Origin of the sequence: Sphingomonas sp. MS122, assembly GCF_049532975.1 — a bacterium.
Lineage (GTDB): Bacteria > Pseudomonadota > Alphaproteobacteria > Sphingomonadales > Sphingomonadaceae > Sphingomonas.
The window spans coordinates 1,960,083-1,984,921 of the sequence record NZ_CP186695.1; the positions used below are offsets into that span (position 1 = coordinate 1,960,083).

Sequence of the window (24,839 nt, forward strand, 5' to 3'; positions counted from 1 at the left end):
CCCTTTGGAAGGAATTGGCGGCCCAGGTTGCCCCCGGGTCTCCTCTCCAACTTCGTCAGGCGTCGACCTTGATCACGCCCCGGCGGATCTGGTCGAGCTCGATGCTCTCGAACAGCGCCTGGAAATTGCCGTTGCCGAAGCCCTCATTGCCCTTGCGCTGGATGATCTCGAAGAAGATCGGACCGAACATGTTCTCGGTGAAGATCTGCAGCAGGATGCCCTCGTCGCCGACATTGCCGTCGATCAGGATGCGGTTCTTCTTGAGCCGCTCGAGGTCCTCGCCATGGCCGGGGACGCGCTTGTCGACCAGCTCGTAATAGGTCTCGATCGTGTCCTGCAGCTTGACGCCGCGGGCACGCAGCCGCTCGACCGTGTCGTAGATGTCCGGGGTGGTCAGCGCGAGGTGCTGGATGCCCTCGCCCTTATACTCGCGGATGAACTCCTCGATCTGGCTCTTGTCGTCCTGGCTTTCGTTGAGCGGGATGCGGATCGCCTTGTCGGGCGCGATCATCGCCTGGCTGAACAACCCGGTCGCCTGGCCCTTGATGTCGAAATATTTCTGCTCCTCGAAGCCGAAGAGCTGCTTGTAGAACTCGCTCCACACCCGCATCTGGCCGCGGCGGACATTGTGGGTGAGGTGGTCGAGCAGGTCGAGCCCGACATTGTTGGCCGCCTCTGCCTCGCGCCAGCCGGGGATCTCGGCCCAGTTCTCGTACAGGTCGTGGCCGTCCTGGATGAAATAGAGGTACGAGCCGCCGATGCCGAGGATGACGGTGTCGTCCTCCTCGGTCCGCTCGGCGCCGTGTGCCAGCGCCCATTCCATCGCCTTGACCGGATCGGCGACGCGGAACGCCATCGCGCTGGCCGAGGGGCCGTGCTCGCCGCGGAACTTGGCCACGCGCCCGGCATCGTCCCGGTTGAGCATCAGATTGATGCGGCCCTGCTTGTAGCGCGTGATGTTCTTGGTCGGGTGGCGGTGGCTGGCGACGAAACCGAGCTGCTCGAACTGCGCCGCCATCGCCACGGGATCGGGCGAGGTGAATTCGACGAACTCGAAGCCGTTGAGGCCCAAGGGATTGGCGGGATCGGACATGGCGACTCTCCGGAAAACTGCCTTGCGGCCTAGTCCTCGCGGCATTTGGTGTCAAATGATACTAGTTCGCCCGCGCCGATCCTGCGCCCGGCCGATCAATGCTCGCGGAACGAGCGCCACATCGTCTGGCTGAGCGGCTCGAAGATATATTGCAGCGCGGTGCGCTTGCGCAGGGGCACCAGTACCTCGACCGGCATGCCCGCGCGCAGCCGGAAGCCCGCGCCGCGCACGCGCCGGATCGCCTCCAGCTCGGCGGAGGGCACGGCGACCTCGGCGAGGAAATAGGGCTCGCCGGTGCGCTCGTCCTCGAAGCTGTCGGCGGACAGCCGCGTGACCTTGCCCGACAGGATCGGCAATTGCCGGTCGTGGAGGCCGGAGAAGCGGATCTCGGCGGCCTGGCCGGCGCTCACATCGTCGGCATCGCCCGGCGCGACCCGCGCCTCGATCACCAGCGCGGCCTGTTGCGGCACCACGTCCATCAATTTCTGCCCGGGCGCGATCACGCCGCCGGGGGTGTAGACGCTGAGGCCGACCACCGTGCCGCTGGCCGGCGCGCGGATGCGCACCCGCTCGAGCTGGTCGCGCGCGGCGCGCAGGCGCGGCTCGAGATCGGTGAGGCTCAGCTCGACATTGCGGAGCTCGGCGCTGCTCTTCTCGCGGAATGCGCGCTCGGCCTCGAGCAGCTTGATCCGCGCCTCGCCCGCCTGGGTGGTCGCCTGGGCGGTATTGGCAGCATATTGACCTTCCTGCCCGAGCAAGTCGGCGCGCGCCCGCTCGAGCGCGCGCAGCCGGGTCTTTGCGACATAGCCCTTGTCGGCGACGCCCTTGATTGCGTCGAGCTCCTCGGTGACTAGCTGCGCCTGTTGGCGCGAGGCCTCGGCCTGCTTGCGATAGCCGGTGGCGCCCTGCAGCGACTGTGCGATCTGCTGGCGCATCGCCCCGGTCTGTGCGGCGAGTACCGAGGCGCGGGCGGCGAACTGTGCCTGCTGGCGCGCGACCGCCGCATCGGCCTCGACCCGGTCCTCGCCGATCAGCGCAGCGAATTCGGCGGGCCAGCGCACCGCGGCTTGCCCCGACTGCTCGGCGAGCAGCCGCGCACGTTCGGCCTTGAGGCTGATCACCTGTCCCGCGAGCGCACGTTCCTGCGCGCGGACGTCGGCGGCAGCGAGCTCGACCAGCAATTCGCCCTGCCGCACGCGCTGGCCCTCGCGCACCAGGATGCGCGAGACCACGCCGCCCTCGCGATGCTGCACCGCCTGGCGCTGGCCGGAGACGGCGAGGCGGCCGGGTGCGAAGGCAGCGGAGTCGAGCGGCGCGAACGCCGCCCAGCCGAGCAGCAAGACGAAGAACAGCCCGGCGACGATCAGCCCGAACCGGATCTCGCGCCCCGGCCGGTCGTCGAGCACCGCGCCGGTTTTGGGGCCGGTTCTGGGAAAGGGCTCGGCCAGCGTGGTCATGCGCCCGCCGCCTTGTCATTGGGCGCCTTGTCCTTGGCCGCGGCCGGCTTCGCGCCGCGCACCGCCTGGAGCCGTCCGATCACCTCGTCGCGCGGGCCGAACGCCTCGATCCGCCCGGCGCGCAGCAGCAGGATGCGGTCGACCACGCTGAGCACGCCCATGCGGTGCGCGGCGATCAGGACGGAGGCCCCGCGCGCCTTGGCCGCGGCGATCGTCGCGACCAGCTGCGACTCACCTTCGGCGTCGAGATGCGCGTTGGGCTCGTCGAGCAGCAGTATCGCCGGCGCGCGATAGACCGCGCGGGCAAGCCCGATGCGCTGCGCTTGCCCCGCGGAAATGCCCTTGCCGCCGGGACCCAGCAGCGTGTCGTAGCCCTTGGGCAGTTGCTGGATCAACGCGTGCGCGCCGGACGCCCTGGCGGCTTCGACCACCGCCGTGTCGACCGCTTCCGCGTCGCCACCCAGCGCCCCTTCGAAGCGCGAGATATTGTCGCGGACGGTGCCGCCGAACAGCACCGTCTCCTGCGGCAGATAACCGATATGCACCGCGAGCCGCTCGGGATCCCAGTCGGCGATGCTCGCCCCGTCGAAGCGGATCGTGCCGGCCGCGGTCGGCGCCGCGCCGGCGATCGCGCGCAGCAGCGTCGACTTTCCCGATCCGCTGGGGCCGACCACGGCGACGACCTCGCCCGGCTTCGCGTCGAACGTGATCTCGCTGAGGATCGCGGCGTCGCCCGTCTGCGCCTGCACCGCGACGCCCTCCAGCGTGATGCGGCCGGCGGGGGCGGGGAGGCGGGTCTGCGCACCCTGCTCCTCGCCCGCGTCGAGCAGCTCGCCGAGCGCGGCATAGGCATCGCGCGCCTGCGCCACGGTGCGCCACGATCCAAGCAGCTGGTCGATCGGCGCGAGCGCGCGTCCCGCGAGGAACGACGCGGCGAAGATCGCGCCGACCGAGATCGCATTGTCGATCGCCAGCCACGCGCCGAGCCCGAGCGAGAGCGACTGCAGCACCAGCCGCAGGAACTTGCTCGCGGTGACGTAGCGGCTCGAGATCATGCTGGCGCGCGACTGCAGCGCCATCATCGTCTCGCGATCGGCCAAATGGCGCTGGACCAGCGCGCGCCGCATGCCGAGCGCGCGGACGATGTCGGCGTCGGCGGTCACGCGGTCCTGGTCGGCATAAGCGCGCCGCGCGGCGAGGTTGGCATCGTGCAGCGGGCCGTGCGTCAGCCTCTCGTTGCGCAGAGTCAGCAGCACCAGCACCCCCGCGCCGGCCAGCACCAGCACGCCGATCGCCGGGTGGATCAGGAAGCAGATCAGCACATAGACCGGGCTCCACGGCGCATCGAACAGCGCGAGCATGCTGGGACCGGTCAGCGCCTGGCGCAGCACGTCGAAGTCGCGCACCGCCTGGCGCGCGCCGGGGCCGCCCTCGCCGGCGCGCAAGGCAAGGCCCGCGTCGAGCAAAGGCTGGGCAAGCTGGCGGTCGAGCCGCACGCTGGCGCGCACCAGCAAGCGCGAGCGCACCCAGTCGAGCAGCGACAGCGCGATCAGCGCCACCGCCAGCGCAAGCGTCGCGAACAACAGCGTCAATGCGCCGCGCGTCGGCACCACGCGGTCATAGACCTGCAGCATGTAGAGCATCGGCGCGAGGAACAGCAGGTTGATGAGCGCGCTGAATCCGGCGGCCGCCAGGAAATGGCGCCGACACGCCTGGAGCGCGGCCGCGAGCGTGGCATTGGGTGCTCGCCAGCCAGCGCGCATCGTCTCGTATTTCCCCATGGCGCGAGTCCCCGGACCCGCGGGACCCTTCCTACAAGCGGGGATGCCTGCGCGACAAGCATGTTCGGGTTCGAAACCGTGCCGTCTCAGGCCGTTCGCCGGCAGAAAAGCCTTTGTACCTCCGTGGCTTCGCGGCGTGGTTAATCATGTGATTCGATTTCGGGGAGGATGCCGTGGCCGCCCAGCCCCACGCTGACCGGCGGCGCGGGCGGCGACCAGTTCGTGTTCAACACCGCGCCGGGTGCGGGCCAGGCCGATACGATCCTCGACTTCCTCTCGGGCACCGACGGGCTGCGCTTCGACGATGCGGTGTTCGCGGGGCTCACCCCCGGCGCGTTGCCGGCGAGCGCGTTCCATCTCGGCACCAGCGCGCAGGACGCCGACGACCGGCTGATCTACGACCAGGCGAGCGGCTCGCTCTGGTATGATGCCGACGGCAATGGCGGCGGCGCGGCGGTGCTGGTCGCTTCGCTCGGTGCCGGTACCGTGCTCGCCGCGAGCGACATCGGCGTCTTCTAAGAGCGGCGGCGCGGACTGCAAACAACACCACTTGACCCGGTGGCCCGCTTTGCCTAGTCCGCGCGCTCGCTGCACGGCCCCTTCGTCTAGCGGTTAGGACGCGGCCCTTTCACGGCTGAAACACGGGTTCGATTCCCGTAGGGGTCACCACCTTCGTCTCCCAGAAGGTGCCAAGACATGCCACAAATGTCTGTTTTCTGCGGTTTTTCTGTGGTATAGACGGTCCATTCAGAACGGCTGGATACCACCACATACCAGCAAATCGATGGTATATCTGATGGTGTCGCGCCGGTCCCGGGATCGGAGATACCATCATGGCGCTTTCCGTTGTGGCGATCAAAGCGGCCAAAGGCCGCGCCAAGCCCTACAAGCTGACCGACAGGACGGCCTCTATCTGCTGGTGGCGCCGAGCGGTGCACGCTACTGGCGGATGAACTATCGCCATCTCGGCAAGCAGAAGACACTGGCGTTCGGCGTGTGGCCCGACACCGGTCTTGCCGACGCTCGCGAGCAGCGCGATGCGGCCCGCAAGGTTCTCGCGCGCGGCGAAGATCCTGGAGAGAAGATCAAGCTTGAGCGCATCGCCGCGAGCGTCGCCGCGTCCAACAGCTTCAAAGCGGTCGCCGACGAATGGCTGGTGAAGGTCGAGAAGGAAGGCCGTTCGGCCGTCACCATGAAAAAGCTACGCTGGCTGCTCGACTTCATCAACGCATCGATCGGCAAACGCCCGATCGCGTCGATCTCCGCGCAGGAAACTCTTGATCATGCTGCGCAAGATGGAGGGCAAGGGGCGCTACGAGACCGCCAAGCGGCTACGCAGCACCTGTAGCCAGGTATTCCGCTACGCCATCGCGACGGCGCGCGCCGAACGCGACGTTGCCGCCGATCTGCGCGGCGCGCTGATCGCGCCTCAGCCCGTCCACCGCGCTGCAATAACGAACGCAGATGCGGCTGGCGGCTTGCTTCGGGCAATCCAGGCGTTCGAGGGGCATCCCAACACCAAGGCAGCGCTTCGGCTGCTGCCCCATGTGTTCGTGCGGCCGGGTGAACTACGCCATGCCGAATGGACTGACTTCGATTTCGAGAAGGCGCTTTGGACGATCCCGCCGCAAAAGGCCAAGATGCGGCGGGCGCATACCATCCCCCTCTCCCGCCAAGCGCTCGCTATCCTTGAAACCATCGAACATGACGCGGACTATAGCCGATTCCTGTTCCCCTCCCTGCGCTCGGTGGATCGGCCGATGTCGGAGAACACGATTGCACAGGACGAGATGACCGGCCACGGCTTCCGCGCCATGGCGGCGACGCTACTCAACGAAATGGGTCTATGGCATCCCGACGCGATCGAACGGCAGCTTGCCCACTCGGATAACAACGCCGTGCGCCGCGCCTCTGCGCGCGGCGAATATTGGGACGAGCGCGTCAAGATGATGCAGCACTGGTCCGACCATCTCGACTTTCTCCGCGACGGCGCGAAGGTGCTCAAGGGCAAGTTCGGGAAGGCGAAGGCCGGGAAATGACCCGGCCTTCCATCATCGCATCTCGCTTCCGGCGCTCTTCTCGCGCCAGGTAGCCGGGTTGGCGATCCAACGGTTGACGGCTGACTCGTGCCACCCGGCGCCATGGACGCTGATCTTCACTCGCTGGGGAAACGTGCCCTCGCCCATCTTTCGGTAGAGGGTGGTGCGGGAAAGACCGGTGCGGGCGAGCACGGTCTTGAGACGGATGATTCTTTCAACGCTGGACATGGGCTTACACTTCCATACTCGGTTACTGACGATGCGCCCCGGCACAGGATCGAAAGCCGCGGCATCGAACGCAAGAGTGCCAAAACAGTGCCGATGCACTCCCTCGGTGCCAGTTGCGTTCAGGTGCGGTCGGTTGCGGCGCGCTGCGGTGACGTGCGGTGACACGCGGCGCCGACAATTTTTTCCCGTGCCGTCCCATTCGCGGTTGGAGAGCGCCCTCGAGTGCGAGGCAGACCGGCTCACTATGGATTTCCGCCCCGCGACGATTCGCACCTTCGTACCGACCGCCCTCTGATAGTAGCCATCAGCATGTCGCGATTGTCCTTGCCAACCGACGGGGATTGCCGAAAGATTCTAGGATGCGCACCGATCTCGACCATCTTCCCCCTGCCAAGCAGCGCGAGCTGGAGCACGTGGTCGAGATCCTGTTCGAGGAGTTCCGCGTTGCGAACGAGAACGCCACAGCGCGCCGCAAAGGCGCGCAAATCCTCAAGATCATCCTGTTTGGCAGCTATGCGCGCGGCGACTGGATCGACGCGCCCCTGTCAGCCAACCAGTACAAATCCGACTATGATCTGTTGGTGATCGTTAATCAGGAGAACTTGCCGATCGCGCCGCTTATTGGGCCAAGGCGGAGGAGCGGCTGGTTCGCGCTTACACGATCGAGAAGACGCTGAGGACGCCGGTCAACTTCATCGTGCATTCCCTGCGCGAGGTGAACGACGGACTCGCCCATGGCCGCGTGTTCTTCATGGAACTCGCGAGAGACGGCATAGCGCTCTACGAGAGCGACGGCAGTGAACTGCATCAGCCCAAACCAAAAACACCCGCACAGGCCCTTGCTGCCGTCAAGGAGTATTTTGAGGAGCACATGGGGAATGCCGCTGGCTTCCTCAAAGGCTTCCGTTTCTACATGTCGGAGGGCGATTGGAAGCGGGCCGCCTTCCTCCTGCATCAGGCCACGGAAAATCTATATCAGGGCGTGCTGCTGACCCTGACCTTCTACACGCCATACAACCACAACATTGCTTTCCTTCGTTCGCTGGCAGAGGGGCTCGATCGGCGTCTTTTCGGTATTTGGCCTGAAACCACCCGCCGCGAGCGGGCGATGTTCCAGAAGCTCAAGGAAGCGTACACCAAGGCGCGCTACCCCAGACATTACCGGATCAGCGGAGAGGAACTGAATTGGCTCGGCGCTCGCGTCGAGGAGTTAGGCCAGGCCGTCCATCAAGTCTGCTCGGAGAAGATTGCCGAGCTCGAGAAGGCGGTTGCCTAGAATCGGTTGCCGCTTCGCGCCCCAAGAGCAGTCGTTCGGCGCGCCCGCCGAGAATCCCGAAAGCCGCTCGCTCGAGCAGGTTGCTTGCTCACTTTGACAATTCCGGACATGGCTTGGATCTGCGTTGTGACTTCGGACGCCGCGGGCACCCTCTTCTTAGGTTGCAAATTTGGAGAGATCCGCGCCATTCTCCCGAAGGGGGCCTGAATGACTTCTTCGTTGAAAAGGCGGCAGGCGGGCGTGGGCCTCTGGCTGAGGCTCGCAACAGCGATCGCTGTCCATTTATTCTCGTGTGGTGCCTTCGCGTGGCAGGCGGCATTGCCGCCCTCCGCAGCTGCGTTCGGCGAACCCCCGTTCATCCGCGATCCTCTCCTTTCGCCCGACGGTACCAAGGCGGTTGCCTACGCTTTCGATGGGAAGCGCCACGCAGTGATGTTGATCCATGTCGAGGACGACACGTTCGAGACCGAACTCATCGCGATTGGCAAGCACGCTCCGAACTGGATCCGTTGGGCGGGAAATGATCGGCTGCTGATGGGCACGCCAGGTCTCGGCTATTTGATGAGCGGCATTGGCAGCCTGGATCTGACTACGCGCAAGTTCACAAAGCTCGCCGCGCCGACTTGGGGGGTCCTACCGGACAATGTGATTCACGTGGCGCAAGATGGAAGCTTCGCGCTTCTCGACGGGATCGCCCGGAACACACTTGAAACTTATGTCTGGCGCATCGACCTGGCGAGCGGGAAGTTCACCCGGATCGTGGATGCTCACAGCAATATTCACGACTATTACGCGGACGACGAGGGTGTCGTGCGTGCCGGCATTGGTTTGGTCGGCAAGACGTACCACTCGATCTATCGCGACGCGGATGGCGGGTACCGCCGGATCAAACGCGCCCGCATCGATGTCGATGAGAACAGTACGATCGACAAGATCTTCCCGCGGCCAGGATCGACCTCCGCCTACGCCGTGGCCAACCCGGGCAGCGGCAGATTCGGGCTATATCACTACGATCTGACCGCCGGCGAATTAGGTGCGCGGATCTTCGAACATCCCGAGGTCGACATAGAGGACATCGAACGTAGGCGCGGCGGCGAGGTGCTGGGCATACGCTATACCGACGACCGCAGCCGGGTGCATTGGCTCGATCCGGCATTGGACAAGCTCCAGAAGCGGATCGACGTCCAGTTCCCCGGACGGGTAAACAATGTCGTCTCGCTCTCGGCGGACGAGCAGACAGCGATCATCTGGTCGACTGCGCCGGAAGATCCGGGTGCCTTCTACCTCTATCGGGCTGCACACCGGCGCTTCATCGAGCTGGCCCGTCCCTACGACAAGCTGATTGGCATCCAGCTCGCGCCAACAAGATATGTAAGCTACGCCGCGCGCGACGGGTTGCGTATTCCTGCCTATCTGACAGTGCCGGTCGGTCGTCCGGCTCGTGCGCTGCCGCTAATTGTAATGCCGCATGGCGGGCCCTTCGTGCGCGACAGCTGGGCCTACGATCCCTATGTGCAGTTCCTGGCAAGCCGGGGCTATGCCGTGCTTCAGCCCAACTTCCGCGGCTCGACCGGATATGGGCGCGACTTCGCCCGTGCCGGCGAAGGCGAATGGGGCCGCAAGATGCAGGACGATGTCGACGATGGCGCGCGCTGGCTCGCCGCCGAAGGCGTCAGCGATCCCAAGCGAGTCTGCATCATGGGCGCATCCTATGGCGGCTATGCCGCGATGTGGGCGTCGATCCGCAGCCCCGACATATATCGCTGCGCGATCAGCCTGGCCGGCATCTCCGATGTCAAGGCGATGTTACGCTACGACCGGTCCAAGATGCTGGCCCGCCGCTATTATCGCGACTGGCGCGATCGGGTACGTGGCGAAGAGGATTTCGACGTCGACGCGATCTCGCCGATCCGCATGGCGAACCTCATCGGCATGCCGATCCTGATCGGCCACGGCGGACAGGACACCAACGTTCCGCCCGATCAGTCTGAGAAGTTCCATGCCGCCTTGATAAAAGGGGGAAAGACAAGCGAGCTGGTACTCTATCCCGAATCCGCACATGGTACCACTAATGCCAAAGACACGACCGACTTTTTAAGTCGCGTTGAGCGGTTCCTTGCGAAGCACAATCCGGCCGATCTGTAATGACCTGATAGTCAGCATCACGGAAGCAGAGCGGGAATGTTCAAGAGGGGTGCGTGTTAACCGAGCTGGCGGTTATGCGCCCGCATTTCGGTCATTCGCCACGTTCATTCATGACCTGATAGCGGACATCTGTTTTGCAGTTCCATGAACTCTGCAACGATGGAACGCCGCTTATCGGATGGTGGTGTTGCCCGTTTTGCCGGTCATCCGGTTGAACCAATCGCTATCGATCGTACCACCGGTGGGCGAAGGCTTTGGCTCAGCTGTGCTATCCTCCTCGTCGAGTGAGGCTTCGGGTTCAAGGCTCGCTGGCGTCGCCGCGGTTCGCGGGAGAGCCGCGCCGGCGACTTGTTTCTGCAACGCATCGAGCCGCAGATCAGCGTTCTCGGTGGTCTCGCCCGCTTTGGTGGCTATCGCCAAGTAGCGGGCAGCCGCGGTCTCCGGTCCAAAATATTCAAGTTCGCTGGTTAGGCTCTCGCCGGACGCTGCCTCCGCGGTCCTAACCGCCTGCAGATCGAATGCGCCGCAGCGATCGAGCGCCGCCCAGCTAAAGTCGCGCGACAGCCCGTCGTAGCAGCTTTGCGAATATATCATCGCGCCGGACAATCCCTCCGCGGCATAGGCGAGGCGCAGATGCCGCAGCCCGCGGGTTACCTGTGCTGGAGCCAGCGGCGCGACCGTGGCGGGCGGCTCGATCGCCTCGATCTGGTTGGTGAGCGAGGCTGCGCCGAATGGTTTCTCGGCGTCGATCGCTACTGACTTCTTCGTATCACATTGGCTTGCTGCAAAGACGAGCGTCAGCACGACACCGACCGCGAGGGCGAACTGGCAGCCTTGATTGTCTTGCCCCGCCTTTGGCGGCGCTGCTCTGCCCTGCGGCACGCTTCCCCCCTTGTTGCGCCCGCCTCGTGCAGCCGAAAGCATCGGCCAAGAATAGGGGCTTGCGCTCTCCTGAATCGAGCCTAGCCTTCAATATCAGGGGGAAGCAAGTCCATGGGCTGCGTGCGCATATCTGCGGATGATTTGGATGACCCGTTGGTCGCCGATGCCGTACATTGGCTCGCGCAATTCTACTCCGATTTGGATGTTTCTTGGGAGGGCCGCGAGCTCGTCTTGCGCGCGGACCAGCGCAGTGAGGTTGAGCTTGGCGCGCTCTGGCGGACCGGACTCGCCAATGAGCGTCTCCATCACGCTGTCCGGTCGCGCCGGTCCGCGGCGCTGGCGGCGCTCGCATGACCTTGTTCACGCCCCTTCGGACTCGCCTAGTGTCGGCCGATCGCGCATTGGTCGTCAACGATGGCGGCGGGTTCTTCAGCGCGAGTCCGAACTTTCTTGACCGGCTCTCGGGCGATGCGCTCTCCGGTTCGGACCGCCGCTTCCTAATCGAGCGGGGGCATGGCCTGGACAACGCCGATGCGCTCGGCGAAACCGCCTATCTCTACAATGTCGCCGAGCGGCTGACACTCGCTGGCCCGCTCGACTATCTGATCCTCGTCCCCACGCTGCGCTGCAATCTCTCCTGCAGCTATTGTCAGGTCTCGCGCGCCGCGCTCGACCAGACGGGATATGACTGGAGCGACGCGACGCTCAAGGCGGTGCTCGGGCTGATCGACGGCCTGCCGGGGCCGCGTATCAAGATCGAATTCCAGGGCGGCGCGACCGCCGAGCGGCATGGCAGTATCGAGATCACCGAGATCCGCCGCCAGCGCGAGGATTGGCAGCGTGACGCCACGCGCTACCTCGCGACGGAGCGGACTGAGGAAGCGATCAGCGCCTACGGTCGGCACGATCGCATCCATGCTGCCGAAACGCGCGAGGATGCACGCGCCACCTGATTGACCGCTGGGACCGGGATCGTACGGAGGCGCCCGGCGCCTCCCGGATCATCCTCACCCACACCAATGATGAGGTGCGTGCGCTGAATATCGCGGCGCGCGACAGACTACGCGCCGCAGGCGAACTGGGCGAGGATGTGATGATCTCGACCGAACGGGGACAGCTTGAATTTGCGCCCGGAGACCGGGTAATGTTCCTGCGCAATGAGCGCAGCCTTGGCGTGAAGAACGGGACGCTGGGGCAGGTGCAGTCTGTCACTCAGGCGCGCATGGCGGTGCTGCTCGACGACGGGCGCTCGATCGCGTTCGATGTCAAGGATTGCGCGAACGTTGATCACGGGTACGCCGCGACGGTGCACAAGGCGCAAGGTGTGACAGTCGATCGCGTCCATGTGCTGGCGACGCCAGGGCTCGATCGTCATGCCGCTTACGTAGCGTTGTCACGCCACCGCGACAGCGTCGACCTCCACTATGGTCGCGACGATTTCGCCGACGGACATGCGTTGACCCGGACACTGTCGCGCGAGCGCGGCAAAGACATGGCGTCGGACTATCTGGCCACCGAGCCGGCGCAGGAGCAGCCGGCACCACAGAGCCGGTTCGCGGGGTTGAAGCTGCGCGTAACCCCCGATGCTCCGGAGCTGAGCCCGTTCGAGCGGGCGGTGGTGCGCGTTGCACGCTCGGTCGCCGACATCATGCGCATGCGGACGGAAGGATATGCGGAGCTTCCGCATCAGCGTGCCGCCCTCGACAAGGCTGTTGCTGAAATGCAGGTGCTACGCCCCGGTGTTAAGCGCGACCTTCAGAATGTATTCAACGCCGATCGCACGACGATCGATGAGGCTGCGAGCGGGCGACCACAACGGACGATCCGGGCCATGATGCTGGAGGCGGAGATGCGGGCCGATCCGGCCAGGCGCGCCGACCAGTTCGTTGCGCGCTGGAGCAAGCTGCAGAAGCAGTCTGACCGCGCCTATGCGGTGGGCGACATAGCGGGCCGCAAAGCCATCCAAAGCGAGATGGCGGGAATGGCGAAGAGCCTCGAACGAGACCCGCAGATGGAATCGATCCTCGTCGCACGGAAAACGCAACTGGGGATCACGATAGAGACCGGCCGACGGCTCGGAGCGGAACTCGCGTTCAATCACGGAATCGACTTCGGGCGAGGGCGTGGGATTGGGCGCTAACTGGTGTCATTTTTGCGCCCCAATCCCGGTCGTTCAGATGATCGGCTGGCAATCCCGAAAGCCGTCATTCCTTCAGGCGACTGGGCGGCAGCTATTGGCAGGAAGTTGGCATACCGCGTGTTGGTGAGAGGGCGCCTACATTGATATCATTGGAGAAATCCATTCGAGCAACTTTGGAGCTTTGCTCACCATTCAAAGTGATCGAATCGAACGGTCGTTTCTCCTACGCCGAGCATCCGGCCTCCGACGATCTGGCGAGCTGAATCTTGGGCTCCATCTTGAGGCAATCTGGGGCAATCACCTGTCTGATCGGCTGTCTTAGTGCCAGGAGACGGCTCGCGTCATTGCGAGATCTGGCCTCGGCGTCGCTGCGAGCGATCGAGCAGCCGTAGCGCCGGCGTCACCGTGATGCCGTGCAGGAGGATCGACGCGAGCACGACGCCGCCAACGATCGACCAGAGCCGGTGCGGGTCGGCGAACGAGGCATGGTTGAGCGCGAAGGCAAGATAGTAGATCGAGCCCATCCCGCGGATGCCGAAGAAGGAAATCGCCAGCTGCTCGCGCCAGGGCAGCTTCGATCCGGCCAGACTGAGCAGGCCCGCGGCGGGGCGCGCTATCAGCAGGACGCCCGCGACGAACAGCAGCATCCACCAGTCGAACGCGGCGAGCAGCCCGCCGAAGGCAAGGATGCCGCCGAACAGAACCAGCAGCAACATCATTAGCAACCGCTCCGCCTCTTCGGCAAAACCATGCAGCCGGTCGTGATAGTCATGGTCGCGGCTCGCATTTCGGAGCGCGAGCGCCGACACGAAGACGGCCAGGAAGCCGAACCCGCCCAGCGTCTCGATCACGCCATAGGCAAGCAGCGTTACAGCCAACGCGACGAAGCCGTCTCCGGTGCGCGAGAGACTCGCGCGCATCGGCAGGTGGAAGGTCAGATAGCCGAGCCCGCGCCCGATGGTGTAGCCCCCGGCGAACCCAAGAAAGGTCTTCCACAGAAGGTCACGTCCGAACCATTCGAGCAGGTCGCCGCTCCCGAACGACGCAGCGCTGAGGGCAATGGCAAGATGGACGAAGGGAAAGGCGAAACCGTCGTTGAGGCCGGCTTCCGACGTCAATGCGAAACGCGCTTCATCCTCGGTCCCTTCGCCGGGACCTTCGACCTGGACGTCGCTGGCAAGCACCGGATCGGTCGGCGCGAGCACGGCGGCGATCAGCAGCGCCGCCGCCAGACCGACCCCCATGAGCCCCCATGCTAGGCCCGCGACGATCAGCATGGTGATCGGCATCGCGATTCCCAGCAGCCGCCAGGTCAGCGCCCAGCTGCGCAGCCCGATGATCCGGTCGATCTTGAGGCCGGCACCCATCAGCGAGACGATGACGACGAGCTCGCTCAGCCGCTCCACCACGACCGGGAATTGCAGCGGGTGGACCGCAAAGGGCCTGAGCGGCGGCAGCGCGAACAACGCAGCGCCCGCGCCCACGCACAGGATCGGCAGCGACAGCGGTGCCTTGCGCAGCAGCATCGGCAGCCATGCCGTCATCAGCACCAGCGTACCCAGGCCGGCCAGCAGCAGGACATAGGAATGGTGCGAGAGCTCCAACGGATTTCCTTCCTGCGCTCAGCGCATCAGGCCGGCGACCCGCAAGGCGTCTTCTATCACGCGTTGGACGCCACCGGATGCCGGCTGGGACTTGGGCTGTGCAACGCGCGGCTGTGGCGGGGCGGGCTCGCGCCGGTCTTCGGCCAAGGCCGTGGTGATGCCCCAAAAGCCTACGATCCGGCGCGTCGAGGAAATCCCGGCCTCGAGCATATATGGCCCCGCGGCGCCGCAGGCATCGTCGCCCGTAGTGCTCAGCGGAGTTCCGTGGCCGAGGCCCGCGATACGATACTCTTCGATCACGTCGCGCCCATGAGCGTCGCGCCAAACCCGGCGGAGATGGCCGTCGACGTGCTGAGCCGCAGCCGGCTCGCGTGCAACCCCGTGGATCGAACGCCATTGCTCGACGATGTGTGCCGAATTCGCATGGCTCACGGTAGCGTCGCTGTCGCCGTGCCACACCGATATGGCCGGCCACGGGCCCGTGTGAGAGGATGCGGCGCCGACGAGCGCGCCAAGCGCTGTCACTGGTGGTCCGCCATGCGCCCGCATGCGATCGAACGCCTCCGGGATTGACGCGGCGGTGCCATAGGGAAGACCGGCGATGATCGCGCCGCCCGCAAACACGTCAGGATAGGTGGCGAGCATCACCGATGTCATCGCACCACCCGCCGAAAGGCCGGTCACGAAGATGCGGGCCGGATCGATCGGGTGTTCGGCGACCATCGCCGCGACCATCTGTCGGATCGACAGCGCCTCGCCGGCATCGCATTGCGTGTCGCTCGGATTGAACCAGTTGAAGCAGAGATTGGCGTTGTTGCCGCGTTGCTGCTCGGGATAAAGCAGCGCGAAGCCCTGTTCGTCGGCAAGCCGGGACCAGCCCGAACCATGGTCATAGCCGGCGGCATCCTGGGTGCAGCCGTGAAGCACGACGACCAAGGCTGCGGACGCAGGCAGCGAGGGTGGCACGTAGAAGCGGGCCCGGAGCGCGCCGGGGTTGGAGCCGAATCCCGAGAGCTCAGACAGGCGGTCTTCGCCGGACGTGCCTGGCGCCATGGACATGGCGTTGTTCCGCATGGCGGAGAGGCGGCTGAGGGTGTCGTTCAGGCTTCGCATGCGGCTTTGCTCCTGGCCACGGCGGAAGCCCTGACGTGCAGCGCGGTCCTTCGAAGGATTGCTGCACTGCACAATGTCGTGCCGCGGCGGGTCGACGGCAAGGATACCGGCGAACTATTTCCGTATTTGACACGCGGAGGCGCGCTACTCCGCCAAACGCAGACGGAGGCGCAAGATCATTGTCCGGACGTCCTCGACGGTCCGCCCAGGGCGTCGGCTATGGCTTCGACTTCCACCCCGCTCGCAACACCGCTCCTAAGATCGTTGATGTTGGTCTGGGTCCAGCGCTGGTGCTTGCGGATCACGGGGAGGTTCCAGCGAGCGCGCCGTCAGCCGGCATCCGGGTCGCGAGCTCCCATTTGCATCGGTCGCCCAGCCCTGAAGATGTCGGCATCCCGGCGAGGCCGGGAAGCACCTTCACCGAACAAGGGATCGCCGGCGCGTAAATGAAGCGCCAGCACCAACGGCATTCGGTGGATCCCTGGTTGGATGGCGGGGTGTTCCATGGCGACGGGAGTTCTTTGCCGGCCTCTGCATCGCGGTCGTCAAGAAACATCAGCTTCCCATCCTGCTCGCCGTCTCGCGCGGTTCAAAGGCCGACGCATCAGCTTCAGGATCGCTCACCCAATGTCGTGCGTGGGCGAGCGGACGGCAATGACGCAGGCGAACTATTTCCACTTTCGAAGGCGTGAGGCTGGTGCTGCAGTGCCGTCGTCCCCATATGGCTGCTATCGCGCCGTCCTTCTCGAGCCTGGCCGCGACTGAGAGTTCTTCATGCTCCCGCTCTGACGCGGAGCTTCCGATGCCGTTCCCCAAAACCCGTGTTGGTCGGCCCGCGCCGGGCGTCACTCCCGCTCCCAGGCAGACTGCCGAGGCGGCGAAGGCGCCGCACGCGCGATTCCGCAGACTGCATCATGCAATTGAAGTTCGTCCGCTCCTGTCGCTTTTCGGGCGCTGACATCTGCACCAGGGGCCCGTCGGGCCCGTTCCAAGGAGAATAATGACATGGCCAAGGGCCAACAGCGCGGCAACCGCGAGGCGCGCAAGCCGAAAAAGCCGGGACCGCCGAAGCAGAATGCTTCCAATCCTTCGCTGAAAGGCGCGCCTCAGGCGCAGCCGCTCAAGAAGAGCTGATCTCCTTCCTCCATTGAAAGGCAGTACCATGCAACCGTCCTCCACCCTTTGCCGCGACCAGGAAGCGCATCACCATGCGCTCGCCCGCACCACCACACTCGACAATGTCAGGCTGGTCGCGAACGCCGCAGCTGCGGCCTGGGCCAAGGAAGGCGTCGCCGCCGGCTTGCGCGAGGATCGCAAGCTACGCACCCGGGCGTTCGCCGAAGCGCATACCGGTCCAGGCGAGCCGCCCCGCGCCGACTTTCGGGAGCTGAGCGAAAATCCCGATCGGGGGCATGCCGACGGGGTTTGAGAAATCTCTGGGCTGGATGTCCGCCGTTCAGGAAGGTGACGGAGTGCCGCTGCATATCTTGCATGTCACCACCTACGCGTATCGAGTGCCCGTCGCGCTTCTTGCGCATCGGATGATGCTCACCCCGCGCGGCTCGCATGCGCTCCGCCTCATCTCCGCCGACCTTACCTGCGAACCGGCGGCGGAGCTTGAGTGGACGCAGGACGTCGTCGGTAATCTTATCGCGACTGCGTCCTTCCCCCACCCGGCGAAACGCCTGGCGATCACCAACCGGGTGACGGTCGAACAGACCGCTGCCCCTTGGCCCATCCTCAAGATCGCGCCGCATGCGCACCGCTATCCATTCGACTATTCGCAGGAGGAGCGGACCGATCTCGGCGCGCTCCTGGTGCCGGAGCATGCGGACCCGGATGGCCAGATCGCGGCCTGGGCGCGTGCGCTGGTGCTCGGCGACAACACTGACACCCTGTCGTTGCTGCAGGATGTGAACGCCGCCTCCCGCAACGGAATGATCTATGTCGCCCGCGAAGAACCGGGCACGCAGTCCCCGCAGGAGACGCTGGATCTCGGCTCGGGCTCGTGCCGCGACCTTGCCACGCTGTTCATCGAAGCGGTCCGGCATCTCGGCTTCGGAGCCCGCGCCGTCTCCGGCTATCTCTTCGATCCGCCGAGCCAGGACGGTCCCGCCGAGCCGGAGAGCCAGCACGGGGCGACGCACGCGTGGGCCGAAGTCTATTTGCCCTGCGCAGGCTGGGTCGCGTTCGATCCGACCAACGGCCGCATGGGCGAGGCGCATCTGGTGCCCGTCGCGGTCGGCCGCGGCATCGCGCAGCTGAGCCCCGTGGATGGACGATATGTCGGCGCCGTCGACGCCTTTCTCGGCATGACGGTGGAAGTCACGGTCTCGACGGACCACGCCGCTCTCAACTCGGAGGACGGACTATGGAACCCCGATTGATCATCGCCTATAGCCTGATGCTCATCCTGACGCTGCTGGTGGCGTGCTCCGTCGCGTACCGGATTCATCACTCGCACGAACGCTCCTACCGCCGCCGCTTGCGCAAGGAGAAGCGCGCCTACGACGCAAGCCAGTCGCCGCCGCCATGACCTCGCACAGGCCATGCCGGCGGGCGGCTATTTCGGGCCTGCCGAGGCATTCGCATCACGTTTCGCTTGCGCAACCGCGTCGCTGAGCCTGGAATAGCGGTATTCCCGGTAATGGAACATATCCGCGGGTATCCGCGTGATCCCATAGCGCGCCATGTCGCTACCCGCGTCCTCCGGTGTTGGCGGTCGATCCACGGCAGGTGCCCTGTCGCGCGGGCTCACGACGTCGCCGCCGCATCGCGCGCACGCATTAGCGCGAGCCTTCCCGCCATCTGGCGCAGAACGCGCGAGCGGTGTTCGTAGGTGTTGTGTCGCTCGCCAACCCGGCCGTCGACGAAGTTGGCGGAGAAGGTGGCAGTCATGTCCGCAAGTGCGGCTTCCAGCGCGTCGGCCTCCGATCCTGCGAATCCTGTTGCCGCGTTGGGTGCGGAGTGCCCGCGGTCAGTGGGCGTAATGATTTGATAGATACCCATAGCGTGTCTCCTCGGTCGAGCGGGAGCACGAAGCATCTCTCAGTCGCAGCGGCGCTCGAGGCAGGTGCTACGATACGAAGGATATGGGGTCGCGCGGCGAGATTATCAGGGGGTCTCGGCAACCAGTTCGGTCGGAAGACAATGGTGAGGCCGCCTTACAGGCAGCCCATGCGGGTGGGTGTGCGTGTGACCGGGCCATGAATGACTTTCGAGCCGTAGGCCTTCACCATGATTGCGGTGTCGTCTGCGTTGTTCAGAACGACACGCGTCCCGCCTGAGTGGAGGCTCTCGATCGCGCTGATCGGAACCCTGCGTTTGGCGCAGGCCGCGACGACGTGGTCATAGGTGGCATTGACGTTGATCGCTCTCGACATGGAGTCTCCTTCGCGCGGGTGGCTTCCCCTCGCTGCTCTTTGAGTAGTCGAATGGAGCAGGGAGCGCCGAGCGCCCCCTGTCCGTTCGCGATTAAGCGGCCTGCAGATTGACCGCCGAGGTCTTCCCGCGATTGTCAGTCTCGAGCTCGTAGGAGATGCGCTGATTTTGTTCGAGGGAGCGCATGCCTGCGCGCTCGACCGCGGAGATATGGACGAAGGCATCGCCGCCGCCGGTTTCCGGCGCGATGAAGCCATAGCCCTTGTCGTTGTTGAAGAATTTCACGGTTCCGGTGATCATACGGGTATCCTTTGTCCCATGCATGACGGGCATACGCCAACAGCGGCGCATCCCGGCTTCGGTTAGGCTGGAAAAGGACAAAGGGAGGAGCCGAGGCGGCCCGATATCCGTCGCAGGCGACGTCAGCTCTACCTATATAGTGTGTGTCCATGAAAAGTAAAACGAGCATGAAATATTTATGTTGCGCGCATTTTTTCGCGTGTGCTCCGCGGAATTTTTATTCTCGTGCAGCCGGAACATTGAACCTGGGCGAGCCGTTTTGAAATTACCGGGGCATTTCCGCCGCTCGGGGGCTCAAAATCATGAATGTCGCTCCCGCTCGCGTAGAAAGCATGCTGCGAACCGCTCTGGAAGCCTGGAACGACCGCGAGGACGCGTTGACTGCCGTGCTCGACGAGCTGCCGGTGGCGACCTACATCACCGATCTCGAGGGCACGGTTTCCTATTTCAATCAAGCCTGTCTCGCGCTGGCTGGCCGCACCCCGGTCGTGCAGCATGATCGCTGGTGCGTCACATGGAAACTCTACACCCTCGACGGAGTATTTCTTCCGCACGATGCATGCCCGATGGCGTTGGCTGTCAGGGAACGACGCGCAGTGCGGGGCGTGGAGGCATTGGCCGAGAGGCCTGACGGAAGCCGGATCCGCTTCGTCCCTTATCCCACACCTCTACTCGACAAATCAGGCGAGATGGTGGGCGCCATCAATCTGCTCCTCGACGTCACGGAGCAACGGCAGGTCGACGGCTTGCGCTCACAGGCGGAACGATGCCGACGCCTGGCAAAAGGAATTGGCAACCCGCGGACCGTCGACACGCTGATGGAGATGGCCGTTGATTACGAGGCACAGGCAACAGCGATCATCAAAGCAAACTGATCGTTCGACGCTCGCCCTTGCGCGGTTCGGCTGCGCAGTTTGGACCGTCACCGAGCGACTGCCGGAGCTGCTTCATCTGGAAGTGGCCGCGGCAGCAACCGTCGCGAATATGGTGATCGAGAACAGCACCAGCCCATCCGCGTTCGTCACTTCAATGCGCCAGTCGTCGCGATCCCAGAAGCTCGCAGCCTGATCCTTCAGGATTTGGCCCGCGTCGACACCCTGAGCCGACACGCCGCTCGTCAGCTGAATGCGGGTTAGTGACGTGGATCTCGAGACTTTGACATTCCTGCGCCCACTACACTCACCTAGCGTTAGTCGCCGGTTCAGAAGCGGAAGCAGAGACTGGTCAGGGAGAGAACATGATGAAGATCCATTTGAGCTACATCGCCTTATGCCTGGCGGTTCCAGGCTTGGCGGCCTGCGCAACGAAAACGGATACCTCCGCCGCAGTTGTGCAGGTAGCGGATGTCGCGCAATTACCAGTCCTGGTCCGCCAAAGCGTACCGCATGAGTTGACAATGCAGGCACTTTTCACGGGTCGCCTGCATCTCGATGCCAACGGGTGCCTGCGTGGCGGCAACAACGTCGGGCCCATCATTGTCTGGCACCACGACACCCGCATTGAACGCGCTCTGGACGGCCGCATCCGGATCGCTGACACCGCCAGCGGGAATGCGGTCCACGTCGGCGAGGAGATCGCGCTGTCGGGCGGCTATCGCACCGGGCCGGCCGCTAATGTTACCGAACCGGTGCCGCAAGCTTGCCAGCCGCAGCGCCGATTCTTCATCGCTGGGCGAGTGATGGGCGAGACTCAACGGCAGGACTTGCTTGAGCGCCAGCGCAACCGTCCCGTGGCGCCCTCACGGCCCGATATAAAGCGCTAAGGATTTAATGCTGTCCGGTGCTGTATCTCCATAATCCCGAGGTCAAGGCAGCGCGTCACGCCGCGGCTCAGGTAATTGGCAACCGAGCGCCAACGAACTCGGCCGGGTTCGATGCGTGAGGATGCCCACGATTGCACAGCACGACGATCGTGTACGCGGAACGTGGATAGACGGCGAAGTCGGCATTCACGCCCGGAGCGCTGCCACGATGGCCATAACAGGTCTCTCCATTACGCATAGCGACGCGCAAGCCGAGTGACCATTGCGCGCTCCCGGCGGCGACCCTGGGCGCCGTCAGCAATAGGTGGTGGGCCGGATCGAGCAGGGCCCCCCCTCGCAGCGCCGTCGCGAACCGGTGCAGATCATCGACCGTCGAATAGCCGCCACCGGCGGGCAGTCCGTCATAGTAGGGCAGCGGCTTCAATCCCGTTTGCGCGGCTCCGTTGAGCGGGACGGCGGTATCTTCCGCTGATGCAACGGCCGAAGTGGCTGTCATGCCCGCGACACGAAAGACACTTTGGTTCAGATAGGCGTCCCATCTTTGGCCGGATATCTGCTCGAGAATGGCCCCGAGCAGGACGAAACCCAAATTGCTGTAGCCCCAGCGAGAGCCGGGCGGGAACAGCGGATCGCGCCGCCCGAACAGCCGAACGAAATCGGATAATGTGCGCAGCTCCGATGCGCGCGCATCGTAGTCGGCGCCGAAGAAATCCCCGGTCCCTCCGGTATGCATGAGCAACTGCTCGACCGTCACCGATCGGGCAAGCGGCGTATCCGGATAATCCGGCAGGCGCATCGCGATGGTGTCAGTCAGACTCACCCGGCCAGCCTGCACGAGCTGCAGCACGCCGACGGCCGTGAACATCTTGCCGGCCGAGCCGATGCAGAAGCGGGTGGCAGGGGTCACGGCCCGCACATTCCCGGCATCCTGTGCGCCATAGGCCTCACGCAGGAGGACTTGAGCTCCTTTGGCGACCAGCACCGATCCCGAGAAGCGGCCGACGCCCGCCTCGGTGCGCAATTTCTGGCGGAACGCGTGCAGGGTTTGGACTTCGCTCATTCGTGGAACGACAAGGCCGGGCGGCTCGGGCGCGCCAGTGAAGGACAGGTCATCGATGATGCCGTCGCCGATCGACAGCACGACCTTGGAGAACCGCTCCCAGTTGCGGTCGCGGACCCAGGCGGTGATTTCTTGGCCCCCAGTCTGCTCGCTGCGCAGAAGGATGAAGCCACCGGACGCCTCGCGCACTCCTAGGTCTTCGTCCAAATAAGGGACCAAGCTCGGAATGTTCAGCCTCACGAACTCAGAATAAGCGGCCGCGCCGGGATCATTGAAGGCCGCCAGCCATCGGGACATCCAATCCGCGGGCGCGAGCGGTTGCGCGGCGAAAGCGCGTCGCGGAAAACAGGCAAGCGCCAGCCCTCCGCCCAGGACATGGCGTCTCGGCAGGATCATGTTTCAGCCTTCACAAATGATCGTTGCATCCAATTAGGTAGGTGCCTACCGATAAGTCAATCGAGATGTGGAAGAGCCGATGAAGGATTATGTTGCGGAAATGGGCGGTGCCGCGCTCGGCGCGCGCCTGCGGCGCCTGAGCGCGGCGATCGATGCCGACGCCTCGCGCGTCTATGCCTCGCGAGGGGTCCGGTTCGAGCAGCGCTGGTTCGGCGTCATCAATCAGCTGGCGCTCGCCGGTCCGTTGAGCGTCCGGCAGCTGGCCGATGTGCTCGGGATCTCGCATGCCTCGGTCAGCGAGACGCGGCAGTCGCTCGAAAGGGCCGGCTTGATAACGTCTGAGGCAGACCCGGGCGATGCGCGGCGGCGGGTGCTGGCGCTCTCTCCATCCGGCGGCGCCCTCGTCGCGCAATTGCGATCGCTGTGGGACGCCTTTGACGAGGCGGCGCGAGCGCTCGATGCCGAAGCGGGCGGCGTGACTGAGGCGTTGGCGAGACTTGAAGAGGCACTCGCGCGAAAGTCCCTGTTCGAACGGATTGCCGATAGTGCAGCTAGTAGGACCTAACGACGTCGCAATCCGTCATTTGGTGGACAAGAGCCACGTCGCGGCCCCTACTCTCCAACTGGCCGCTCGATTTCGGCCATCCAACCATGATGGGTGAGCGCCCAATTCTGGTCGTTCCACCCACCCGTCTGGAGATTCCAAAGCTCCATCCCGTAAGGTGGCCAGGGCAGCCTCCGGATGGTTAGCATCAGGCCTGCTGGGGCACCAAGTGCTGGACAGGGATAGCCTGGAACGGGCGGGCAGTGGTCATTCGCCGGGCATCATCCTAAGGGTTCGATCGGTTTAGGGGTTACGGCTAGCCCTATTCCTTATCCAGCTCGTCAATCGGATGCCGAGGGGTATCTCCGCTGGAATGGTCAGGGCCAGATGTTGATGCTTCCTCCGGAATGGTTTCGAGCTCACGCCCTGCAAGTTGCCGTAAAGATGCGTCGATGCTTCCGAGGACACGAAGCAGTTTCACTTCGAACGGGGTCACGATCGCCCTCCTTTGCCACTGCGCGCCGCAGACACTTCTTTCTCCCGACGCAACCGCGTGGAGCAAGATGCGTCAAGCGCAGCCACGTGTTATCCAGATATATTAAACTGTTATATTTTAATCGCGTGAATGTATAATCCAAATTGGTCGCCCCCGTAAGTATATGTAGCCATATCCCTAAAAGAACAAGACGCCTAGGCTCGCGTACTCACTAGGAGGTGATTCATGACCATCCCAGCCATTCACGTGAGCATCGTTAGCAAGAATGAGATTGTCCGAGAAGGTCTGAAACGCATTCTTGTTGACCAGGATTTTTACGTGGATTGCGCTGTTTTCTGTATCGATGATCTCAATGCGGATAATGGCGCAGCGGTCGTCATTGTCGACGCCAGCGACATCGATGAAAGCCTCCGCGTAAGCGCCGATATCCGGGAGCGCTGGCCGGAGCCGCGCATCCTGATCATGACCGATGGATACAGCATGGAGGAGGTGTCGCGCGCATTCGCGACCGGAGTTGTCGATGGATATCTGGTGAAGGACATTTCCTGCGACCGGCTTGCGGGCGCATTACGTTTGACCGCACTCGGTGAGAAAGTCCTCCCTTCCCAAATCGCTGCTTCGCTCGCGCACGCCCCTGCAATCGCCCACTGGGACAGCGGTACGAGCGGCACCAATCTTACAACACGCGAGGTCGACATTCTGCGGTGCCTCGTCGAGGGTGAGGCGAACAAAGTCATATCGCGTCGCCTGAGCATCGCCGACGCGACGGTTAAGGTCCACATTAAGGCGATCCTGCGAAAGCTCCATGTCCGCAACCGCACTCAGGCCGCGATTTGGGCGCTTGGCCAAGGCCTAGCGGGTGAAGCGCAGCCGCAGTCACTCTTGCTCCCTTTCGGGCCGTCGCCGCAGCGGCTTTTGGGCGCAACTTCCCTCCGCGCTGAACCGGAAATGCAGCTTGTGATGTAAGTGTTGTGGGTTCGACAACAGCGTCACAGCGTCAACCCGATCGCGGTGCCGCGTGCGGGACAGCGGCTTATTAGGAAGCTCCGGTCGTTATGGCGGCCGGCAGGCCCTTCCTCAAGGCGGCTGTCCATGGGGCAAGAGCTGAGCGGCAGTTACCGGTGGGAAGCAGTAGACTCGGC

The 24,839-nt window shown here is 64.2% G+C and carries 25 protein-coding genes, 1 tRNA gene and 2 pseudogenes; 15 read left to right on the forward strand and 13 right to left on the reverse strand.

The window, feature by feature from the left end; genetic code table 11:
• Nucleotides 1–55: 55 nt before the first annotated feature.
• The 3 genes from hppD to ACO227_RS09260 form a co-directional block, all read right to left on the reverse strand.
• Nucleotides 56–1,093 (reverse strand): 4-hydroxyphenylpyruvate dioxygenase, encoded by a 1,038-nt coding sequence (gene hppD / locus ACO227_RS09250; protein ID WP_423607093.1) that lies wholly within the window; start codon nucleotides 1,091–1,093, stop codon nucleotides 56–58.
• 95 nt (nucleotides 1,094–1,188) lie between these two features.
• Nucleotides 1,189–2,550, reverse strand: coding sequence for an HlyD family type I secretion periplasmic adaptor subunit (locus ACO227_RS09255; RefSeq protein ID WP_423607094.1), 1,362 nt, complete (start codon nucleotides 2,548–2,550; stop codon nucleotides 1,189–1,191).
• Nucleotides 2,547–4,331, reverse strand: coding sequence for a type I secretion system permease/ATPase (locus tag ACO227_RS09260; RefSeq protein ID WP_423607095.1), 1,785 nt, complete (start codon nucleotides 4,329–4,331; stop codon nucleotides 2,547–2,549). The genes ACO227_RS09255 and ACO227_RS09260 overlap by 4 nt, the downstream gene beginning before the upstream one ends.
• Before the next feature lie 168 nt (nucleotides 4,332–4,499).
• Between ACO227_RS09260 and ACO227_RS09265 the strand changes: the two genes are divergently transcribed.
• The 3 genes and pseudogenes from ACO227_RS09265 to ACO227_RS09275 all read left to right on the forward strand — a co-directional run bounded on the left by ACO227_RS09265 (nucleotide 4,500) and on the right by ACO227_RS09275 (nucleotide 6,370).
• The gene (locus ACO227_RS09265; protein WP_423607096.1) at nucleotides 4,500–4,850 is read left to right on the forward strand and encodes a hypothetical protein; all 351 of its coding nucleotides are present in this window, start codon (nucleotides 4,500–4,502) and stop codon (nucleotides 4,848–4,850) included.
• A gap of 75 nt (nucleotides 4,851–4,925) precedes the next feature.
• Nucleotides 4,926–5,000: transfer RNA gene (locus ACO227_RS09270), tRNA-Glu, on the forward strand.
• 164 nt (nucleotides 5,001–5,164) lie between these two features.
• Nucleotides 5,165–6,370: pseudogene (locus tag ACO227_RS09275) on the forward strand (tyrosine-type recombinase/integrase).
• Between the two features lie 12 nt (nucleotides 6,371–6,382).
• Here ACO227_RS09275 and ACO227_RS09280 read toward each other — a convergent pair.
• A complete protein-coding gene (locus tag ACO227_RS09280; RefSeq protein WP_423607098.1) occupies nucleotides 6,383–6,598 on the reverse strand; it encodes a helix-turn-helix transcriptional regulator in 216 nt (71 codons plus the stop codon).
• Between the two features lie 359 nt (nucleotides 6,599–6,957).
• On the opposite strand from ACO227_RS09280, the pseudogene ACO227_RS09285 reads away from it, so the two are divergent.
• A pseudogene (locus tag ACO227_RS09285) lies at nucleotides 6,958–7,874 on the forward strand (HEPN domain-containing protein).
• A 207-nt stretch (nucleotides 7,875–8,081) separates the two neighbouring features.
• The gene (locus ACO227_RS09290; protein WP_423607099.1) at nucleotides 8,082–10,019 is read left to right on the forward strand and encodes an alpha/beta hydrolase family protein; all 1,938 of its coding nucleotides are present in this window, start codon (nucleotides 8,082–8,084) and stop codon (nucleotides 10,017–10,019) included.
• Between the two features lie 171 nt (nucleotides 10,020–10,190).
• On the opposite strand, the gene ACO227_RS09295 is transcribed toward ACO227_RS09290, so the two are convergent.
• Nucleotides 10,191–10,943: a hypothetical protein gene (locus ACO227_RS09295; protein ID WP_423607101.1), complete on the reverse strand. Its 753-nt coding sequence runs from the start codon at nucleotides 10,941–10,943 to the stop codon at nucleotides 10,191–10,193.
• A 341-nt stretch (nucleotides 10,944–11,284) separates the two neighbouring features.
• On the opposite strand from ACO227_RS09295, the gene ACO227_RS09300 reads away from it, so the two are divergent.
• Together ACO227_RS09300 and ACO227_RS09305 are read left to right on the forward strand one after the other, a co-directional pair.
• Entirely contained in the window at nucleotides 11,285–11,854 is a 570-nt protein-coding gene (locus ACO227_RS09300) for an AAA family ATPase (RefSeq protein ID WP_423607102.1), read from the forward strand.
• Between the two features lie 74 nt (nucleotides 11,855–11,928).
• The gene (locus ACO227_RS09305; protein ID WP_423607103.1) at nucleotides 11,929–13,041 is read left to right on the forward strand and encodes a hypothetical protein; all 1,113 of its coding nucleotides are present in this window, start codon (nucleotides 11,929–11,931) and stop codon (nucleotides 13,039–13,041) included.
• 341 nt (nucleotides 13,042–13,382) lie between these two features.
• On the opposite strand, the gene ACO227_RS09310 is transcribed toward ACO227_RS09305, so the two are convergent.
• Together ACO227_RS09310 and ACO227_RS09315 are read right to left on the reverse strand one after the other, a co-directional pair.
• Nucleotides 13,383–14,645: a cation:proton antiporter gene (locus tag ACO227_RS09310; protein ID WP_423607105.1), complete on the reverse strand. Its 1,263-nt coding sequence runs from the start codon at nucleotides 14,643–14,645 to the stop codon at nucleotides 13,383–13,385.
• A gap of 18 nt (nucleotides 14,646–14,663) precedes the next feature.
• Nucleotides 14,664–15,758, reverse strand: coding sequence for an alpha/beta hydrolase family esterase (locus ACO227_RS09315; RefSeq protein WP_423607107.1), 1,095 nt, complete (start codon nucleotides 15,756–15,758; stop codon nucleotides 14,664–14,666).
• Between the two features lie 1,005 nt (nucleotides 15,759–16,763).
• Between ACO227_RS09315 and ACO227_RS09320 the strand changes: the two genes are divergently transcribed.
• The 4 genes from ACO227_RS09320 to ACO227_RS09335 are packed head-to-tail and all read left to right on the forward strand — an operon-like array spanning nucleotide 16,764 to nucleotide 18,294.
• Nucleotides 16,764–16,892 (forward strand): hypothetical protein, encoded by a 129-nt coding sequence (locus ACO227_RS09320; RefSeq protein WP_423607109.1) that lies wholly within the window; start codon nucleotides 16,764–16,766, stop codon nucleotides 16,890–16,892.
• A 28-nt stretch (nucleotides 16,893–16,920) separates the two neighbouring features.
• The gene (locus ACO227_RS09325; protein ID WP_423607110.1) at nucleotides 16,921–17,187 is read left to right on the forward strand and encodes a hypothetical protein; all 267 of its coding nucleotides are present in this window, start codon (nucleotides 16,921–16,923) and stop codon (nucleotides 17,185–17,187) included.
• A 16-nt stretch (nucleotides 17,188–17,203) separates the two neighbouring features.
• Nucleotides 17,204–18,145, forward strand: coding sequence for a transglutaminase family protein (locus tag ACO227_RS09330; protein ID WP_423607112.1), 942 nt, complete (start codon nucleotides 17,204–17,206; stop codon nucleotides 18,143–18,145).
• On the forward strand, nucleotides 18,142–18,294 hold the full coding sequence (locus ACO227_RS09335; RefSeq protein ID WP_423607114.1) for a hypothetical protein: 153 nt from the start codon (nucleotides 18,142–18,144) through the stop codon (nucleotides 18,292–18,294). Before ACO227_RS09330 ends, ACO227_RS09335 begins: the two co-directional genes overlap by 4 nt.
• 218 nt (nucleotides 18,295–18,512) lie before the next feature.
• Here ACO227_RS09335 and ACO227_RS09340 read toward each other — a convergent pair whose 3' ends face one another.
• From ACO227_RS09340 to ACO227_RS09350, 3 genes are all read right to left on the reverse strand, one after another.
• Entirely contained in the window at nucleotides 18,513–18,767 is a 255-nt protein-coding gene (locus ACO227_RS09340) for a hypothetical protein (protein WP_331027604.1), read from the reverse strand.
• A 155-nt stretch (nucleotides 18,768–18,922) separates the two neighbouring features.
• A complete protein-coding gene (locus tag ACO227_RS09345) occupies nucleotides 18,923–19,141 on the reverse strand; it encodes a hypothetical protein (protein WP_423607115.1) in 219 nt (72 codons plus the stop codon).
• 91 nt (nucleotides 19,142–19,232) lie between these two features.
• Nucleotides 19,233–19,439, reverse strand: coding sequence for a cold-shock protein (locus tag ACO227_RS09350; RefSeq protein ID WP_423607117.1), 207 nt, complete (start codon nucleotides 19,437–19,439; stop codon nucleotides 19,233–19,235).
• 332 nt (nucleotides 19,440–19,771) lie between these two features.
• On the opposite strand from ACO227_RS09350, the gene ACO227_RS09355 reads away from it, so the two are divergent.
• On the forward strand, nucleotides 19,772–20,314 hold the full coding sequence (locus ACO227_RS09355) for a PAS domain-containing protein (protein WP_423607118.1): 543 nt from the start codon (nucleotides 19,772–19,774) through the stop codon (nucleotides 20,312–20,314).
• A gap of 72 nt (nucleotides 20,315–20,386) precedes the next feature.
• Here the strand turns inward: ACO227_RS09355 and ACO227_RS09360 are convergent, their stop codons facing one another.
• Nucleotides 20,387–20,548 carry a DUF6894 family protein gene (locus ACO227_RS09360; protein WP_423607120.1) on the reverse strand — a complete coding sequence of 54 codons (162 nt, stop codon included), beginning with the start codon at nucleotides 20,546–20,548 and terminating at the stop codon, nucleotides 20,387–20,389.
• Between the two features lie 128 nt (nucleotides 20,549–20,676).
• On the opposite strand from ACO227_RS09360, the gene ACO227_RS09365 reads away from it, so the two are divergent.
• The gene (locus tag ACO227_RS09365) at nucleotides 20,677–21,201 is read left to right on the forward strand and encodes a hypothetical protein (RefSeq protein ID WP_423607121.1); all 525 of its coding nucleotides are present in this window, start codon (nucleotides 20,677–20,679) and stop codon (nucleotides 21,199–21,201) included.
• A gap of 67 nt (nucleotides 21,202–21,268) precedes the next feature.
• Here ACO227_RS09365 and ACO227_RS09370 read toward each other — a convergent pair whose 3' ends face one another.
• Nucleotides 21,269–22,558 (reverse strand): serine hydrolase domain-containing protein, encoded by a 1,290-nt coding sequence (locus ACO227_RS09370; protein WP_423607122.1) that lies wholly within the window; start codon nucleotides 22,556–22,558, stop codon nucleotides 21,269–21,271.
• Between the two features lie 166 nt (nucleotides 22,559–22,724).
• On the opposite strand from ACO227_RS09370, the gene ACO227_RS09375 reads away from it, so the two are divergent.
• Complete coding sequence (locus tag ACO227_RS09375) at nucleotides 22,725–23,222, forward strand: MarR family winged helix-turn-helix transcriptional regulator (protein ID WP_423607124.1); 498 nt, start codon at nucleotides 22,725–22,727, stop codon at nucleotides 23,220–23,222.
• A gap of 301 nt (nucleotides 23,223–23,523) precedes the next feature.
• On the opposite strand, the gene ACO227_RS09380 is transcribed toward ACO227_RS09375, so the two are convergent.
• Entirely contained in the window at nucleotides 23,524–23,697 is a 174-nt protein-coding gene (locus tag ACO227_RS09380; RefSeq protein ID WP_331027611.1) for a hypothetical protein, read from the reverse strand.
• A gap of 225 nt (nucleotides 23,698–23,922) precedes the next feature.
• Between ACO227_RS09380 and ACO227_RS09385 the strand changes: the two genes are divergently transcribed.
• Nucleotides 23,923–24,663, forward strand: a complete 741-nt coding sequence (locus ACO227_RS09385; protein WP_423607126.1) for a LuxR C-terminal-related transcriptional regulator — start codon at nucleotides 23,923–23,925, stop codon at nucleotides 24,661–24,663.
• Nucleotides 24,664–24,839 lie beyond the last annotated feature (176 nt).

Coding starts and splice junctions, on each gene's coding strand:
- hppD (WP_423607093.1), bottom strand. CDS start 1,093: ATGTCCGATCCCGCCAATCCCTTGGGCCTCAACGGCTTCGAGTTCGTC.
- ACO227_RS09255 (WP_423607094.1), bottom strand. CDS start 2,550: ATGACCACGCTGGCCGAGCCCTTTCCCAGAACCGGCCCCAAAACCGGC.
- ACO227_RS09260 (WP_423607095.1), bottom strand. CDS start 4,331: ATGGGGAAATACGAGACGATGCGCGCTGGCTGGCGAGCACCCAATGCC.
- ACO227_RS09265 (WP_423607096.1), top strand. CDS start 4,500: ATGCCGTGGCCGCCCAGCCCCACGCTGACCGGCGGCGCGGGCGGCGAC.
- ACO227_RS09280 (WP_423607098.1), bottom strand. CDS start 6,598: ATGTCCAGCGTTGAAAGAATCATCCGTCTCAAGACCGTGCTCGCCCGC.
- ACO227_RS09290 (WP_423607099.1), top strand. CDS start 8,082: ATGACTTCTTCGTTGAAAAGGCGGCAGGCGGGCGTGGGCCTCTGGCTG.
- ACO227_RS09295 (WP_423607101.1), bottom strand. CDS start 10,943: ATGCTTTCGGCTGCACGAGGCGGGCGCAACAAGGGGGGAAGCGTGCCG.
- ACO227_RS09315 (WP_423607107.1), bottom strand. CDS start 15,758: ATGCGAAGCCTGAACGACACCCTCAGCCGCCTCTCCGCCATGCGGAAC.
- ACO227_RS09320 (WP_423607109.1), top strand. CDS start 16,764: ATGGCCAAGGGCCAACAGCGCGGCAACCGCGAGGCGCGCAAGCCGAAA.
- ACO227_RS09325 (WP_423607110.1), top strand. CDS start 16,921: ATGCAACCGTCCTCCACCCTTTGCCGCGACCAGGAAGCGCATCACCAT.
- ACO227_RS09330 (WP_423607112.1), top strand. CDS start 17,204: ATGTCCGCCGTTCAGGAAGGTGACGGAGTGCCGCTGCATATCTTGCAT.
- ACO227_RS09340 (WP_331027604.1), bottom strand. CDS start 18,767: ATGGGTATCTATCAAATCATTACGCCCACTGACCGCGGGCACTCCGCA.
- ACO227_RS09345 (WP_423607115.1), bottom strand. CDS start 19,141: ATGTCGAGAGCGATCAACGTCAATGCCACCTATGACCACGTCGTCGCG.
- ACO227_RS09350 (WP_423607117.1), bottom strand. CDS start 19,439: ATGATCACCGGAACCGTGAAATTCTTCAACAACGACAAGGGCTATGGC.
- ACO227_RS09355 (WP_423607118.1), top strand. CDS start 19,772: ATGCTGCGAACCGCTCTGGAAGCCTGGAACGACCGCGAGGACGCGTTG.
- ACO227_RS09365 (WP_423607121.1), top strand. CDS start 20,677: ATGATGAAGATCCATTTGAGCTACATCGCCTTATGCCTGGCGGTTCCA.
- ACO227_RS09370 (WP_423607122.1), bottom strand. CDS start 22,558: ATGTCCCGATGGCTGGCGGCCTTCAATGATCCCGGCGCGGCCGCTTAT.
- ACO227_RS09385 (WP_423607126.1), top strand. CDS start 23,923: ATGACCATCCCAGCCATTCACGTGAGCATCGTTAGCAAGAATGAGATT.